At 55.8% G+C, this 15,206-nt stretch carries 17 protein-coding genes; 12 read left to right on the forward strand and 5 right to left on the reverse strand.

Annotation, left to right across the window (positions count from 1 at the left end; all coding sequences use genetic code 11):
- The first annotated feature begins 36 nt into the window (after positions 1-36).
- From MQE22_RS10655 to MQE22_RS10670, 4 genes are all read left to right on the forward strand, one after another.
- Positions 37-510, forward strand: coding sequence for a TspO/MBR family protein (locus MQE22_RS10655; RefSeq protein ID WP_215870725.1), 474 nt, complete (start codon positions 37-39; stop codon positions 508-510).
- A 15-nt stretch (positions 511-525) separates the two neighbouring features.
- Entirely contained in the window at positions 526-1,263 is a 738-nt protein-coding gene (gene nfsA / locus MQE22_RS10660) for an oxygen-insensitive NADPH nitroreductase (RefSeq protein WP_215870724.1), read from the forward strand.
- A gap of 135 nt (positions 1,264-1,398) precedes the next feature.
- Positions 1,399-1,632, forward strand: a complete 234-nt coding sequence (locus tag MQE22_RS10665) for a DUF4160 domain-containing protein (RefSeq protein ID WP_215870763.1) — start codon at positions 1,399-1,401, stop codon at positions 1,630-1,632.
- On the forward strand, positions 1,629-2,078 hold the full coding sequence (locus tag MQE22_RS10670) for a DUF2442 domain-containing protein (RefSeq protein ID WP_215870723.1): 450 nt from the start codon (positions 1,629-1,631) through the stop codon (positions 2,076-2,078). The genes MQE22_RS10665 and MQE22_RS10670 overlap by 4 nt, the downstream gene beginning before the upstream one ends.
- 1,336 nt (positions 2,079-3,414) lie before the next feature.
- Here the strand turns inward: MQE22_RS10670 and MQE22_RS10675 are convergent.
- Complete coding sequence (locus MQE22_RS10675) at positions 3,415-4,077, reverse strand: hypothetical protein (RefSeq protein WP_215872989.1); 663 nt, start codon at positions 4,075-4,077, stop codon at positions 3,415-3,417.
- Positions 4,078-4,876: 799 nt separating this feature from the next.
- On the opposite strand from MQE22_RS10675, the gene MQE22_RS10680 reads away from it, so the two are divergent.
- Both MQE22_RS10680 and MQE22_RS10685 read left to right on the forward strand, forming a co-directional pair.
- Complete coding sequence (locus MQE22_RS10680; RefSeq protein WP_215872990.1) at positions 4,877-5,320, forward strand: YaiI/YqxD family protein; 444 nt, start codon at positions 4,877-4,879, stop codon at positions 5,318-5,320.
- 105 nt (positions 5,321-5,425) lie between these two features.
- On the forward strand, positions 5,426-5,962 hold the full coding sequence (locus MQE22_RS10685) for a carboxymuconolactone decarboxylase family protein (protein ID WP_215872991.1): 537 nt from the start codon (positions 5,426-5,428) through the stop codon (positions 5,960-5,962).
- Positions 5,963-6,000: 38 nt separating this feature from the next.
- Here the strand turns inward: MQE22_RS10685 and MQE22_RS10690 are convergent, their stop codons facing one another.
- Genes MQE22_RS10690 through MQE22_RS10705 form a run of 4 tightly spaced genes read right to left on the reverse strand, consistent with a single transcriptional unit; the run spans position 6,001 to position 8,814 of the window.
- A complete protein-coding gene (locus MQE22_RS10690; protein ID WP_215872992.1) occupies positions 6,001-6,732 on the reverse strand; it encodes an SDR family NAD(P)-dependent oxidoreductase in 732 nt (243 codons plus the stop codon).
- Positions 6,733-6,743: 11 nt separating this feature from the next.
- Entirely contained in the window at positions 6,744-8,078 is a 1,335-nt protein-coding gene (locus MQE22_RS10695; RefSeq protein WP_215872993.1) for an AMP-binding protein, read from the reverse strand.
- Positions 8,075-8,419 (reverse strand): hypothetical protein, encoded by a 345-nt coding sequence (locus MQE22_RS10700; protein ID WP_215872994.1) that lies wholly within the window; start codon positions 8,417-8,419, stop codon positions 8,075-8,077. Before MQE22_RS10700 ends, MQE22_RS10695 begins: the two co-directional genes overlap by 4 nt.
- On the reverse strand, positions 8,416-8,814 hold the full coding sequence (locus tag MQE22_RS10705) for a PAS domain-containing protein (RefSeq protein ID WP_215872995.1): 399 nt from the start codon (positions 8,812-8,814) through the stop codon (positions 8,416-8,418). The genes MQE22_RS10700 and MQE22_RS10705 overlap by 4 nt, the downstream gene beginning before the upstream one ends.
- Before the next feature lie 124 nt (positions 8,815-8,938).
- On the opposite strand from MQE22_RS10705, the gene MQE22_RS10710 reads away from it, so the two are divergent.
- The 6 genes from MQE22_RS10710 to MQE22_RS10735 all read left to right on the forward strand — a co-directional run bounded on the left by MQE22_RS10710 (position 8,939) and on the right by MQE22_RS10735 (position 15,200).
- Positions 8,939-9,862: a MerR family transcriptional regulator gene (locus MQE22_RS10710; protein ID WP_215872996.1), complete on the forward strand. Its 924-nt coding sequence runs from the start codon at positions 8,939-8,941 to the stop codon at positions 9,860-9,862.
- 84 nt (positions 9,863-9,946) lie between these two features.
- Positions 9,947-11,002 (forward strand): CoB--CoM heterodisulfide reductase iron-sulfur subunit A family protein, encoded by a 1,056-nt coding sequence (locus MQE22_RS10715; RefSeq protein ID WP_215872997.1) that lies wholly within the window; start codon positions 9,947-9,949, stop codon positions 11,000-11,002.
- A gap of 323 nt (positions 11,003-11,325) precedes the next feature.
- Entirely contained in the window at positions 11,326-11,880 is a 555-nt protein-coding gene (locus tag MQE22_RS10720) for a DUF3833 family protein (protein WP_215872999.1), read from the forward strand.
- A complete protein-coding gene (locus tag MQE22_RS10725; RefSeq protein ID WP_215873000.1) occupies positions 11,877-12,638 on the forward strand; it encodes an SDR family NAD(P)-dependent oxidoreductase in 762 nt (253 codons plus the stop codon). Before MQE22_RS10720 ends, MQE22_RS10725 begins: the two co-directional genes overlap by 4 nt.
- A gap of 55 nt (positions 12,639-12,693) precedes the next feature.
- Positions 12,694-13,248, forward strand: coding sequence for a YbhB/YbcL family Raf kinase inhibitor-like protein (locus MQE22_RS10730; protein WP_215873001.1), 555 nt, complete (start codon positions 12,694-12,696; stop codon positions 13,246-13,248).
- A 95-nt stretch (positions 13,249-13,343) separates the two neighbouring features.
- Positions 13,344-15,200 carry a cation:proton antiporter gene (locus tag MQE22_RS10735; RefSeq protein WP_215873002.1) on the forward strand — a complete coding sequence of 619 codons (1,857 nt, stop codon included), beginning with the start codon at positions 13,344-13,346 and terminating at the stop codon, positions 15,198-15,200.
- Positions 15,201-15,206 lie beyond the last annotated feature (6 nt).

A 15,206-nucleotide genomic window follows, 5' to 3' on the forward strand; every position in this document is an offset into this window, starting at 1 on the left:
AGTGATACCGGCACCCGTCAGTTGCTGGGAGGGAACGTGGTCGTACTTACCTACACCATCAGCCTGGCCTTGAGCTTTGCTACTGCCTTTACTGGGGCTCGCTACCGGCCGGGTTCGTGGTACCAGTCGCTGCGCAAGCCACCGGGATTGCCCCCGCCATGGGTTTTTCCTTTGGTCTGGACGCTGCTCTACATCCTCATGGCGCTGGCCGCGGCGATGGTCTGGCTCGCCCCCGCCGCGCCCATCCGCAGTGCGGCCCTGATTCTCTGCGCCTTGCAACTGGTCGCCAACGCCGCCTGGTCGTGGATCTTTTTTGGACGTAGGCGCATGTTGCTCGCTTGGCTGGATTTGTCTCTTCTCTTCGCCCTGGTGCTGATCGCAACCATCCTCTTTTTCCAAATCGAATCCGTTGCCGGTATGCTCATGCTCCCGTACCTGCTCTGGCTCTGCGTGGCCTTTTATTTGAACGGTACGGTCTGGTGGCTCAACCGCGCTGTCTCTCTTCGCTGACTTCCGAGGTATAGCATGAATGATGTTTTTTCCCTTCTGCAGACGCATCGCTCCATCCGTCAGTTTCGTCCCGAGCCGGTCGCGGACGCCGTGGTAGAGGAGATTGTACGCTGTGGCCAGGCGGCAGCGAGCTCCAGCAACATCCAGGCGTACTCCGTGATCCAGGTCGATGATCGTGATCTCCGGGCGCAGGTTGCCCAGCTCGCGGGAGACCAGGACCAGATCCGTACTGCCGCGGTCTTTTTGCTCTTCTGCGCCGACCTGCACCGGGCGGAACACATTTGTGAACGCCAAGGCACAGCCTTTGTCGATGGAATGACGGAGCATTTTCTGATTGCCACCATCGATGCCGCGCTCTCCGCACAAAATTGCGTGATTGCTGCGGAGTCCCTGGGATTGGGCACCTGCTATATCGGCGCCGTGCGCAATCATCCACAGGAGATCAGTGACCTTCTGCATATTCCGGCGCAGGCCTACCCGGTCTTCGGACTCTGCCTGGGCTATCCCGCGCAGGACCCTGAGGTTAAGCCGCGTCTGCCGCTGTCCGTCGTGCGCAAGAAAGACCACTACGACGCCAACAGCGAGCAGGATGGGATTGCGGCCTACGATGAAGAGATGCGTGCGTACTACGGGCAACGTAGCAGCAACAGCAAGGATAGCTCCTGGTCGCAACAGGTAGCGGGCCTGGTGGGTCGTGAAGCGCGCCCACACATGCGGGAATTTTTGCAAAAGCGCGGCCTGAACCGACGCTGAGCAAGAGATTATCTGCCAAAGACGTTCTTTCAAGTTGCTAGGGGTCTGAGCTGTGCGAATTCATCTGCCGTTGGCGTCTAAAGGCGGTGATCACCCCTTGAGGTAGTGCAATAGATGCCCTATCCTCAACTTATGATGACGTATCCTCCTGTGGATGATTGGCGTGTACGCATCAACGGTCGAGAGCCTCATCTGTTGCCTCACGTCCACGTTCAATTCCGGGATGGATCACGGGTGTCTTTGGCCATCGAAATCGGGGAATTACTCTCAGGCTTTGTGACACCGAGGAAGCGGTTGTTTCCCGTGCGCGCTTGGATAGCGGCGCGTCGAGAAATGTTGCTAGCGGAATATCGGAGGCTGAATCCATGAACCATGCACCACAAATTCGTAAAATCGAGATCACCGGGCCATTCCAGGCCACCATTGAGTGGTCGACTAGAGAAACTTTTGTGACAGATCTGGTCAGCACTATCGGTGCCAAACGGGAAGGAGACCCCTTTGCCGCTCTCCGCGATCCGGCGATTTTTGCGCAAGTCCAGAGCGATGACTGGGGAGATGGCCTGAGTTGGCCGGGCGGGCTGGATTTGGGGGCAGACCAATTGTATAGCCTGGGTCGCCAGCAGGCAGGCCTGCCGACCCGCGAGGACTTCGCTGGCTGGATGGAGCGGAACCGACTCAGCCTGAATCAGGCTGCCCAGGCTATTGGTATGACCCGCCGGATGATTGCCTACTATAAAAGTGGGGCCAGACCCATACCAAAGACGGTTTGGCTGGCCTGCATCGGCTACGAATCCCTGCAACACGAGGCTGCATGATCCAATGCGGAATAGACGATTATGCAGCGGAAGCTATCATTCAAAGATGGGTCTGTATGTTTGACAGTCGTGTTTTCTAGGCGAAAAGCGGATAGGATAACTAACAGATTTCTTCGCCGAAAAGTTTCCAGATACCCAACGTTCAGAAGACGTATCTTTTGGGAAAATGGGTGTCTCCCGGATTTCATTGTTGGTTTTTCAGCAGCATCTTAGGATATTGGAAGAATTCAATGGCTACCATTCTGGAGTATTTTGATACTGACTGGACACTAGTACTGGCAATGCATCTTCCGTGAACTCTTGCCACCAGAGACGGTGTCGTGCTTGCAAACTTAATTGCCAAGATTGCTTATGATTTCGAAGCAAACTCAAAGTATTGGTATTTCTATTTACCAGGAAATAATGGGTTGTCTCAGTGCTTAGAGCACACTCTTACACTCATCGGAACCGGAACATTGATGTCTCAGATCCAGGGGAGACACTATCCATGTGGAAACGGGACACTCTGAATACTCTGAGCGACAATCGAGCGCGACTCTTCAGCTCACGAGAAGAGCTCAATTCTATCTCCATTTTGATCTCACAATGGCGCAAAGAGCATCACTAGTTGATAAATTTTGAATGCGAGATTATTTCTGTATATCTGTGATCGAGAGCATGCCCGAAGTCGCCCCGCGAGCGAGAAACCGCTCGCCTTTATTTCACACGACTCCCGTGGCAAGGATTCTTTTGTTCGAGAGCTCGCACATAAGCTTGCAAAAAATTTCTGCACAGTGTGGTACGATGAGTTCTCATTGAAGGTAGATGATAGCCTTTGATCAAGCATAGAGCGTGGACTTCGTGAAACTAACAAATGCATTGTTATTTTGTCACATAATTTTCTATCAAATGATGGCTGAGGACACGCGGAGTTCGACTCAATTCTTGCTCGGAAGATATTCGGAAATAAGACCGTGATACTGCCCGTTTGGCTAAACGTTGATGCCAGAGAAGCGCACAATTATAGCCACATTTATCTGATAAATTTGGAATATCCGCCGCATTTGGCATACATGACTTGGCCGGCTGATTTCCCAATGCTGTTAAAAGTTCGGCTTAATGAGCCAAAGGCACAAATGACATTCGGTTAAAAAATCTTAACCCTATATGTGATGACTTTCATTGAGGAAAAGTGTATGCTGCCGACCATCAGGGCCAACGACGGTGGATGGCGGCTATTTGGATAAATAACCGAGGCATTCAACAGGATTACTTTCAGAATATTTTCATCTGATTGGACAAACGTCTACAGTTTTTTAACGAACAGCGTGCAGAAGCTAGTCGTTATATGAATTCATTACTTGAATTCTCCAAATTCTTTGTTTTTTCGGCATTTATACCAGAGTATAGTAGAATTTGTAAACCGATTGAAAGAAAAAATGTAGACAACAAAAAAAACGAACATAAAAAATATATCAGAATAAAATTCTATTGTATATTTAAAATTTAGATCAATTCGAGTTGCGACTTTCGATTTAGACATAATAAACCCAGCAAGAAAAGATCCTAAAAATAAAAATACAAAAACAAATATAGTAATTATCCCAGATTCCACTGCAGATCTCTTGGAGTTTTCTCTTATTGTTTCCCCCGGTCTTTTTGACTTAGCGCAAAATACTGCCAGAAATTGATTTCCAGTGGTTGCCATTACAAAATTGTATACTGATAGTTGATCAAGCCTGATCCTGTAACCGGTCCAGATATTGATCAGAGATTCTGTTACTATCTGATCACAAAGGGCTTTTTGTTCATCGCTAAGGTTTACATTGCTGCTACCGACGAGCTTCTCAATAATATTTAAATTTGTATCCGATTTAGATATTTTTATTCTATATATTTTTCCTGAAGATAGAAGATTAATTACATTAAAGATAACAATAAATACGGCAACTAAAACCAAATCTAGAAATGAAGTAAATGAATTAATGTTTTTTAGAAAGTCTAAAAATAACGCACCCATGAAATAATTCCTTTAAAAATTTCTTGACGCATTGATTGCCGAGAAAGTTTTTCACTTACCCGATTTTGAATATCTGGAATTTATCGAGTTAACCTAAATTACTGCATCTTAACTCCGTTTGTCAATATCAAGCTCGCAGTTAAAATTGGCACTCTGACCTGCAGGCTGCTTCGGAGCACCACCAATCATTCTCGTCGAAGAGTAATCCAACCCAGCATCCGCCTCCAGTCTCAAGCACCCCTTGCAGAGTTACACTCCGCCATGCGCCTCCCAGAACTCTGCTGGGGTGACAACAGAGTAACGATCGGCTAACGCCAGAAGATCTTTGACCCCAGTAATGAGATAGTTTACACCCGACGACTTTAATGCGGTCAGCGGAGTATGCAGCACCGGTCGACCCTTGTCGTAGCGCAAGTGCGGATCGAGCCCAGGTAGGGGGTGATCAGTTCTGCTTGGATAGGCATAATATCGACCAGATCGCTCATCTCGGTCGCAATCAACCCATGGCGGTGCGCCAGTCGAGGCAGTACCCGCCGAAGGTCTTCGAGGATATAGTCTGACAACAGCACCTCTGACAGAAGCATGTCGCCACGCAGCCAGAATCTTGCCCGACACACTGGCGGGCTAGGCAATGCCAGAAAGCAGCATGTTGGTGTCCAACATCGCCCGCAATGCCGCCAGGTGTGATTAGCGGTTCTCATAGGAGACGCAGTCAACTGTCCTCCTTGAAGGCATCGATTGTGAGAAAGTCATATCTGTGACATGGTGTTTTCAGTCCAACCTTCCTGAGATCCGTCACATGCATATTTGGGTGGATGCCGACGCTTGTCCCAACGTCATTAAAGAAATCCTGTATCGCGCCAGCGAGCGCTTGAAGCTACCCTTGACCCTGGTAGCCAATCAGCCTCTGCGCGTACCTCGCTCTGCCTTTATCCGTACTCTGGTCGTGCCAAGGGGCTTTGATGTGGCCGATGAGGAAATTGTCCGGCAAATCGCGGCAGGCGATCTGGTAATCACTGGCGACATTCCGCTAGCCGCCGCCGTGCTGGAGAAAAGTGGCTATGCTCTGAGCCCGCGTGGGGAGCGATATTCCCCCGAAACCATCCGCGAGCGCTTGCGGATCCGTGACATGATGGAGCAACTGCGCGACTCTGGAGTGCACACAGGGGGCCCCACTGCACTCAGCCACGCCGATCGGCAGGCATTTGCAAATGCACTAGATCAGCTACTACCCCGCGCTTGATTCTTTGGTGGCACTGATCCACCCAGCTTGCCGGAACTCTTTTTACTTGATTACATACCGTTCGGTTGGTATGTTGTCTTCTCCAATCTAACGGAGGATCATCTCATGGCAACACTTCATCTTACCGATCCCAAAGACGCACAGGGCGAGTTGGCGGAGCTCTATGCGGCCATCACCCAATCCTTCGGAGGCGTGCCTGAGGGGCTGCAGCTCTTCGGTGTCAGCCCCAAACTCTTGCAGATTCAGATGCAGACCCTTGGCTATTTCGGCCAGCACCCGCGGCTTTCCGCCAATTTTCTGGCGATGCTGCGCTACATCCTGTCAGAGGACGGAAATTGCCAATTCTGTATTGGCTTCAATAAATCGCTTCTGTTGAATGCGGGACTTTCAGCGGAAGCTATCGCCAAGGCCCGCGAGCATCCGTTGGAAGGACCTCTGGAGAAGCGGGAGAATCACTTGTTGGACTATGTGCTTCGTGCGGTGCGTAACCCGCATAGCGTGAAGAACGAAGAAATTGCTGCACTGCGCGCGCTGGACTGGAGCGATCAGGACATCTTCGACGCCGTCGCGCACGGGGCGCAACACACCGCCATCGACATCATCTTCGAGACCTTCCGCGTCGCGCCCATGCCCGCTGCGTAATCAGCCTGCCCCGGACCCGCACTGCGGGCCCTGGGCTGCTATTGCGTCACCAAGGGCCGGATGGCGCCAAACCCGCCATCCACCGCCAGAATCTGTCCGGTAATCTGCTCTGCCGACAGTAAGTACAGAATGGCCTGAGCGACTTCCTCAGGCGAAATCAGCGAAGCCAATGGATACTGCTGGCGGGCGAGATCCCGCGCGCGCTCATTGCGCAGGATGTGCGCTGCGGCCGGGCTATCCATCAGACCGGAACGCACGGCATTGATGCGAATCTGGTCGCGTGCATGGGTGGCAGCGGCGGCTAGCACCAGGGATTCCAAGCCGCCCTTCGCCGCCGCTACCGCTTCGTGAAAGGCAACACCAATGTCCGCCACTACGGACGAGACAAAGACAGCGGCTCCGCCACCACCGGCTTTTCGTCGGATATTCACGAAATTCCGCAGGAGGAAAAAGGCGGAATCGAGGTTGGCGGCCAGACACTGGCGATACGCTGCTTCCGAAGTCTGGGCCAGCCCCGCCAGCAGGAATGAGCCTGCCAAATGCGCCAGGGCATCCGGGACCAGATCCTGCCGCGCGAGCTCCGCGAAAACGGCCTCCGCGCCGGCCGCAGTGGATACGTCCGCCTGCAGCCAGAGATCCTCTTTATCCCAGTCTTCTGGTCTCAATTTGCGGGATACGGCAATCACCCGCCAGTTGTCATCGCGCGCCTGGCGGATCAGTTCCGTGGCCAGCGAACCCGAAGCTCCAGTAACCAGTAGTGATCGTTCCATGTTGTGCCTCCTTACACGCGCCTTGCCTGCACCAAAATATGTCGCCAATGGGCGTACAAGTCGCCTCGTCGAATCTTGCCAGTTGCGCCCTGCCAGACGCTCCATTGTTCCGGGGGCAAGAGAAAGAGCGGATAGCGTTCGTGCCAGCGCAGCCTGCGCCAGAGCGCGGGGGGCGCCGACGCCAGAGCCGTAAGACGCCGGGATCCCGGCGCACCCAGGATCAGCGCCTCCAGATCGGGATACTGCGCCTGCAGGCGCAACTCTTCGTTCTCTGGCTGCACGCCGCGACCATCCGCCAACTTGAACGCGGCATCGATGCGCCCCTGCCATTGGAAACCATGCCCATCGGACAAGGCGACGACACGATCACCGCTATCAACCCAGCCCTGCGCATCCTCTAGATCCTCCCAGCCCTGACCATTCCAGCGCCCCATTGCCCGGCCCGGCGAGCGATAGCGCAGGCTTTCTCGCAGCTCCAGCTCAGTCTGCGGCAGCCGCGAACCGACATAGGCGACCGAGAACACGCCCGGCTCGCCCAATAAGATTCCGGGTCCCGCCTCGCTTTGCCCATACCCCACCCGCACGGCGCTGCCGAGCAGACGTTGGGCCAGACTGGCATCCACCGCCGCCCCGCCGATGATTCCACCCTGCAGCGCAGAGATGCTTGGATTTGGGAGGAGCTGGGCAATGCGAGGTACCGTAAACAGATGCGTGAAAGACTCATGACGGATCTCGCTGAGCGCAGCGACGCGCAGCTCCGTACCCGCCGCCACTGCCGGCAGGAGCTCGAGAACGCCGGCAAAAATATGTGCCCAAGACAAGGTGTTGCGGACCAGGCTGCTGCGGTCGAGATCCAGCGCTGGGGCGTGCTGCTGCAGTTGCCACAGCAGCGCGTCATACCCCAGACCATAAGCGCTACCCGGCCCCACACTCGCAGAGGTCCAGAAAATGCTGGCCAGGTCTTCCGGATCGGCAACGGGCTGCGCCGCAGGATGCCAGTGCTCGCGCAGCGCGCCATCCTGCCAGAGCACCATGAGCTGTGGCGCGAGCAGCCGCAAGCGCCGCTCCAGCTCCATCTCTGGTAACGGTGGCAGCGGACAGAACACCCAGTTTCCCTGCCAGGCGGCGAGCCAATACGCCAGAAAGGCCGGACTATTGGGCAGCATGACGGCGATCCGCGAACGCGGGGCCAGGCGCTGGCGCCAACGCTGTCGCAAACGCAAGGCCCACGCAAGAAGCGCAGGACCCGGCCAACCATGGCTCGCGCCAGCCACCCGCCAATCCAGAATGAAACCCGACTCAAGACCGGCACGCAGGAGCTGCAGTAGCTCCCGGCGCGCATTCACGCCGACCCCTCCACATTGTCGGACTGCGCTTCATCCACGGCAGCCAGATAGCGGCGCAGACAGTGCTGCACACCCAGCACCAATGCCTGAGGGAGCTTGGCTTCCAGTTGGGCGATGCGTCCATCGACAAGTTGCAGCAGCCGAGTCTGCTCCGAGCTCAGAAACGCCCTGCCGTCCCCCTGATAAGCATTGTTGAGGAGCTGCCACAGGCTTTGCAGACAGAAATACAGCAGAAGATCCTGTTCGTCGCGCAGTCCCGACGTTTGAAATTTCTGTTGTCGCAGCGCGTCGAGAGCCAGCAGCAAGGCTTCCTCGGACTGTGGCTGCAGTTGCGCGCTCATGCCAGATCCTCGAAGAGCGGAACGACACGATCGAGAAAAAGGAAGACCAGGGGCGATTGATTTCGGTCGTGTAGCATGTGTACATGCGCCGAGATTGGGCGAATGCGGTAGGTAAAGGTATAGAAGAAGTGCTCATCGAGCTGGCCCTGCGCACGGGCTTGCAGATAACGACCACGGAACAACCGGCTCGCGGTGCAAGGTGCGACCTCGACAAAAAAATCCTTGCCAATCACCTCCGCGCGCGGCAAGCCACTGAGCCGCTCTTCTGCACTGTTGAACAGCACCACTCGTGCCGCATCATCCAGGGCAATAACGCCAAAACCCCAATCTTCGATCTGGCGCTTGTCGATACGCGCGAGTTGATTGCGCCATGCCTGCGGAAAAAAATCTTTCACTGACTCCCCTATGTTGAAGGTGTGCAAACTTTTGTACTATACGGCATAGTGACCTTGGAAACAGTGTAATCCAGCCTCAACCCAGTCTCAAGTACGTCCTATACAAATAGAGAACGAAAATCCCATGCAAAGCGAAGAAAGCCTATACCCGATCAGCGTCGTCGAACAGGAAACCGGTATTTCCAAGGAATTGCTACGGATGTGGGAGCGCCGCTATGAGTTTCCGGTACCCGAACGCGACGGCAGCGGTAATCGCTTGTACAGTCGATCGCAGATTGAACGTTTGCAGAACATCAACAAACTGCTGGCTGCCGGCTATCGTCCCGGTTTCGTGGTCGGTGCTGACGAAGAAAAGCTCGATCGCCTACTCGAAGAGCTTCCCGACAGCAGCACCAGCAATATCACGCCGGGCGAGTCTCCGTTGCTGGACGATCTCTGGGAGTCTCTGCGCCTGCGGGATTTTCGCACGCATCGAAGGTTGCTGCGCCAGCAGCTGACTGCCGAGGGGGTGAGACAGTTCATTACACAGATCGCCGCCCCCCTGCAACAACGACTGAGTCGTGCAGAACTGGATGACTCGCTGCCGGGCTTCAGCCTGCAGATCGCCACGGAGCAGATCCTGGAGACCTTGGCTCTAGCCATAGCTATGCTCCCCCCTCCGGATGCAAAGGCACTGCAGATCGTTCTCGCCGACCTACCCGGGGAAAACCGCTCGCTCGAACTGCAGATGACCCGCACCCTCTTGCTGAGCAGCGGCGCTGATGTGCTGTTTTTGGGCAGTGAACCGAATATGGAGGAGGTGCTCGCCTGCCTACGCCACTGTGCCGTTCCGGTGCTGTTGATCGCGATTTCTGCGGCATCGGTTTCTGCCACTACGCAACAGGCCATTGCTCATCTGCGTCGCGAGATGCCGGCGCAGAGTACGCTCTGGTTGAGCGGCAGTGGCGCGGAAGAGATCGACGAAGAGGGTGGCGAACCACGCTTTCGGCGCTTGCGTGAGCTCCTTGAGGCGGTGCAGAGCTGGCAGAACCCGCCGCGATCATCTTGATCATATTTTGTCTAGTACAAACTGTTGACAGATAGAAATGCCAGTACTATGCTCCTCTCATAGGGTCAGCAAAGGAGCAGTGTCATGGCATCTCAAGATACAGTTCTCATCGTTGGTGCGGGTCCGGCAGGGCTATCGGCCGCTGCCACCGTCGCCGGAATGGGCAAGAAAGCAGTCATCGTCGAGAAAGAAGATGTGCTGGGCGGCGCACCGATAATCTCTGGTTACTCCAAACTTGTGCCCTCGGGCGAGTGGGCGAAAGACGCCATCGGGCGCATGGTGAGCCGAGTGGACGGCGACGGTAACGTCAGCATCCGCAAATCGACAAAAGTGACGCAATTGGAGGGCGAAGCGGGCAGCTTTATCGCCACCCTAAGCAACGGTGACAAGGTCGAAGCTGGCAGCATCGTTCTGGCCACAGGCTTCACTCACTTCGATTCCATCAACAAACCCGAGTGGGGCTTTGGTACCTACGAGGACGTGTTGACCACCACACAGATGGAGCAGATGGTCGGTATCGGTCAGATTCGGTGTCCCTCTGATGGTCGTGTACCAGAACGTGTTGCCATTCTGCTTTGTGTCGGATCCCGTGACCGTCAGATCGGCCGCGAGTGGTGTTCCAAGATCTGTTGTACGGTCTCTGCTAACCTGGCGATGGAAATCAAAGAATTATCGCCAACGACCGATGTTTTCATCTACTACATGGACATCCGCACCTTCGGTCTCTACGAAGACAAGTTCTACTGGAAGAGTCAGGAAGAGTACAAAACCAAGTTCGTCAAGGCACGTATCGCCGAGGTAACCAAGTCCCCCGACGGCCGTTTGCTGGTGAAGGGCGAGGATACCCTGGTCAAGCGCCCCATTGTCATCCCCATGGATATGGTGGTGCACGCCATTGGTATGGATCCCAACGCCCTCAATCCGGAAATCGCCAAGGTGTTCGGTATTGGTCTGGAGAAGCATGGATTCATCGACCGCGCGGAGCAGTACACGAATAGTCAAGGAACCACGCGCAAGGGCATTTATGTTTGTGGCGCCGCAACGGGCCCGGAAACCATCGATGACTCCATCGCGCAGGGGCAGTCGGCGGGCTCCCGAGCGGTGATGGATCTACATCAGCTCACCAAGCTGAGCGCGTAGGAGGTGGACGGGATGAACGTACACAACTTTTCGTGGATGAAGGCAGGATTTTTCCTGCTCCTCGCCGGACTCTTCGCGAGCCAAGGCTCCGCTAGCCTTCCCTTCTGGAATTTGAGTGCTGGAATCTTGGGCTTGATTGCCGTTGCCTACGCGTTGAGTGGCTTGGTGCCAAAAGAACATTCCCATGGGGAACTAATCCCCCAGCGAATACCTGTTCGCAAAGATTGACTTCTGGTGGCCTATTGGGGAGCGTTCGCGCTCCCTTTTTTTGCATCTCTCCGCCCGTTTTCGTCGTATCCACTACAAGCCAGGAGGACGCCAGCATGACGGTTGACAGCACGAGAGCGTACGCCAAAGGCGTACCCGAATTTCCCCTCGATCAGTTTTTCTCCGGTCCGTTGGCGGCCAGTGGCATCTTTTGTGATCGCCGCGGCCGGGTACGTAACCGCTTCTTTATGCATCTGTTTGGCGAATGGCAGGGTGAAACAGGGACGCTGGAGGAGCGTTTCACTTTCCTTGACGACCAGGGCGCGAACAGCCACGCTGAACGCATCTGGAATCTACAGATCACCGACCGCAAAAATTTTCGCGCCACTGCCAAGGGATCCGCTGGGGACCTGGTGGGCATCGCCGAGGGCGCCTCGGAGGGCTATGCCATGCACTGGCGCTACACCGTTCGCCAACCCGTGGGCGGGAAGTTCTACAACCTGCGCACCGATGACCGTATGTATCGCCTGGATGCGGATCATGTCACCAATCATAGTCGAATGCGCTTCTGGGGGATCTTTGTCGGAGAGGCAATCATCGAAATTCACCGTCTGCCGGCATCCATGGCGGAACTGGCGAGGACCTACCCACAGCCGGGAGAGTACCGATGAACAAAGGCTACTGGCACGGCAAACGCTGCTGGTTGATTGGTGCCAGCAGCGGCATCGGCGCTGCCACCGCCCAGGCCCTGCACGCGGCCGGGGCACGGGTGGCAATCACTGCGCGCAGCGCCGACAAACTTCAGCAGGTCTTGCCGAACGGAGAAAACGCATTGTTGCTCCCCGCGGATGTTCGGGAAGCCGCGAGTCTTGAGGAGGCACACGCGCAGATCCTACGTCACTGGCAGGGGCTTGATTTGCTGCTCTATCTGGCCGGGGCCTATGCACCAGCGCGCAGCTGGGAACTCGATCTGCAGCAGGCAGAAAGCATCCTCGACGTCAATTATCGCGGTGCCCTGCGTACCCTGGCGGCGGCGTTACCCGGTTGGGAAGCGCGCGGTCCCGGAAAAATCGTTCTGGTCTCCAGCATTGCTGCCCTGCGCGGGCTGCCACAGTCGCTCTATTATGGCCCGAGCAAGGCAGCACTCACTCATCTGGCCGAGGTTCTGCGCCTGGATCTCGAACCCCGTGGCTTTGGCGTGCAGGTGGCGCATCCTGGCTTCGTCGCCACTCCGCTGACCGCGCAGAATGATTTTGCCATGCCCCATCTACTGCAACCAGAAGAGGCAGCCCAAACCCTACTGAAAGGTATGCAAAGTCAGCGCTTCGCCATCGAATTCCCTCCCGCCTTTACCCGCCGCTTTCACGTGCTGCGCTGTCTTCCCTATCGCTGGTATTTTCCCCTTATCCGCCGTGCCACTGGCCTCTGAGGCAAAACGCGCTGTCATTGCCTAGACTGAAAAGGCAAGAGAAGAGGAGGCGACGATGACTGCAGAAATGAAAGTATTCAGCACCGGTATTGATCCTGAAGACTGGATTCCACAACGCTTTGCCCAACCCGGAGAAGGGAAGATCCCGCCCATCAGCTGGCTCCATGTTCCCGCCACGGCCAAGAGCCTTATCCTGCTGATGGAACATCGCGGCGCAACAGCCGGAGAGCGGATCCACTGGCTGGTCTACGACATCCCGGTGAGTGCTGCGGGTATTCCCGAGGGTGGACCGATTCCGGAGGGGGCCAAGGTCGGAAAAAATGACTTCGGGTCCACCGGCTATCACCCACCGGTAGGCGACCCTGGCCATAAGTTGCAGCACTATGATTTCCATCTTCTGGCTTGTGATTTGCCCAATCTGGGACTAGCGGAAGGAGCCAGTTGGGAGGCGGTCAAAGAAGAACTCCGCAAGCAACGTGATCCTGGCGATATCGCGCCGCCCCCGGCCGACGATCCACAGGCCGTCGAATTCCATCCCCTGGGACATGTGATCGACCGAGCGGAATTCAGTGGACACTTTGCCCTCGATACGGACAAACCGGCTCAGTAATCTGGCATTGTAGATCAACTCGCTATGCATCTGGGTCACTTGACCCCGATGCATGAGGCCTTATGCTGGCTCTTCCCTAGTTGGCGGAGAGCGCGATGGACGTGATGTTGCTTCTGGCGGCCCTGGTAATCCTTGCCGCCGCGAGTCAATGGTTGGCCTGGCGCCTGCGCCTTCCAGCAATTTTATTGCTACTTCTCATCGGCATCCTCATCGGTCCAGTCTTCGGGCTATTAAAGCCCGACGAGCTTTTTGGGCCTTTGCTCTTTCCCGGCATTTCCCTCGCTGTCGCCGTCATTCTCTTCGAGGGCTCTTTGAGTCTGGAATTTCGGGAGCTCGGCAAACTCGGCCGCGTCGTACGGCGCATGGTGGGTCTTGGGGCCATCAGTAGCTGGTTGATCCTTGCGGTTGCGACGCGTTGGATCACCGGTTTTCCCTGGTCAATGTCGATTCTCTTTGGCGCCGTGATCGTGGTATCCGGCCCTACCGTTATCGGCCCAGTGTTACGTGCCGCACGACCCAACGACAAGATTCGCAATGTGCTGATGTGGGAAAGTATTCTCATCGATCCAATCGGCGCGGTGCTGGCCGTCTTGGTATTTTCGGGGGTCATCGCCCATCAGGGGAATAGTGGCCTGTGGACTGCAGTCGAGCTCTTTTTCAGCACCGTCGCTCTGGGCTTCGGACTCGGCTGCGGCGCTGGCTATGGCTTGGGAAGACTGCTGCGCAACCGGGCCATTCCCGACTATCTGCACGGCATTGTCGCCCTGGGCACGGTATTCATCGTCTTTGCCATCGCCAATTCCCTGGTGCATGAATCTGGACTGCTGGCAGTGACCATCATGGGTATCTGGCTTGCGAATATGCGCAATGTGCCGCGCGAACATATTCTCAATTTCAAAGAGAGTCTGTCCATCCTTCTGATTTCCCTATTATTTCTGTTGCTCGCCGCGCGTCTGGAATTGGCCGCATTGGCCGAGGTTCTGCTCTGGGGATTTGCTCTGTACTTGGTCATTCAACTTCTCGCCCAGCCCTTCAAGATACTCCTGGCCTATGATCGTCGCGAAACTCTCTCCTGGCGCGAGCGGGCGCTGACCGCCTGGATCGCCCCACGCGGCATTGTCGCTGCGGCGGGCGCCCCGGTCTACGCCGAGCAACTACAGACGCAGCACTATCCCGATGCCCAACTCTTCGTTCCTCTCACTTTCGCGGTCATCATCATCACGGTGTTGAGTGCAAGTTTCAGCAGCCGCCCACTGGCACGCCTGCTGCGCGTAGCCGAAACGGAACCACGCGGCGTCCTGATCATCGGCGCCAACCCACTGGCCATGGCCATAGCAGAGCAGCTTCGCCAATGGAAATTTCGTCCCCTCTTGGTAGATGATGACTTTGCACAGATCCGCAATGCACGCATGCAGGGAGTCCCCACCTTTTATGGCTCACCGGTCTCGGAAGCTGCCGACCGCGAGCTCGATCTGGTAGGCGTCGGTTATCTGCTCGCCCTCTCTACCGATCGGGCACGGAATCTGGTGGCCAGTCTGCGCTATACCCCAGAATTTGGTGCCCACGGGGTCTTCAGCCTTCCGGATGGTAGCCAGAAGCGGAACAGTGCTCGCTGGCGCATGGCGCGTCGTCACCGCCAGCAATATCTCTTTGCTCCCACAGCCACGGCAGAGGAGTTATTGCAGCGTCTGGAAAACGGGTGGACGGTGAAAGTTACCAAACTCTCCGAACAATTCGCTTGGGAGGCCTATCGCCGGCAATTTGCCGAGGCGGGGTTCCTGCCGCTATTTTTGCTGCGCGGGGAGCGCTTGCTGCCTTTTGTTGCCGGAGTGCCCGACGAAGCGATCCTGCCCAAACCCGGTGATCAGGTAATGGCCTTGGTGGCTCTGCAACGCAAAGAGCGTGAAGGCGAGCGCAGCGCCAGCGAGTCATCATCTGCAATAGAACCGTGAAACGCG

Source organism: Acidithiobacillus sp. YTS05 (genome assembly GCF_024396695.1).
Lineage (GTDB): Bacteria > Pseudomonadota > Gammaproteobacteria > Acidithiobacillales > Acidithiobacillaceae > Igneacidithiobacillus > Igneacidithiobacillus copahuensis.